This is a genomic window from Methylobacterium sp. CCH5-D2 (genome assembly GCF_001556475.1).
Classification (GTDB): domain Bacteria; phylum Pseudomonadota; class Alphaproteobacteria; order Rhizobiales; family Beijerinckiaceae; genus Methylobacterium; species Methylobacterium hispanicum.
On record NZ_LSIX01000043.1, the window covers coordinates 1 to 207 of the forward strand.

Annotated in this window: 1 protein-coding gene; it reads left to right on the forward strand. The window is 79.2% G+C overall.

Annotated elements, in window-relative coordinates:
• Positions 1-207 (forward strand): hypothetical protein (locus tag AX737_RS33935; RefSeq protein WP_197430409.1); only part of this gene is annotated, 207 nt, incomplete at both ends.

Here is a 207-nt window from a genome sequence, read left to right on the forward strand (position 1 = left end):
GCCCGCCGCTTCGCCCGCGAGATCCCGCTGCGCTCCTTCGTGCAGCTGCAGGGCGCCGGGACGCCGGGGGCCGAGCGGGCGATCCTCGTCGGCGGCACGGCCAGCGGCGGCGAGGTCGCGCTCGATCCCGATCAGCTCGCCCAGGGGATCTACCGGCCGGGCGAGATCCTGCCGGGGGCCGGCAACCGGGGCGGGGTGGGCCCGCTC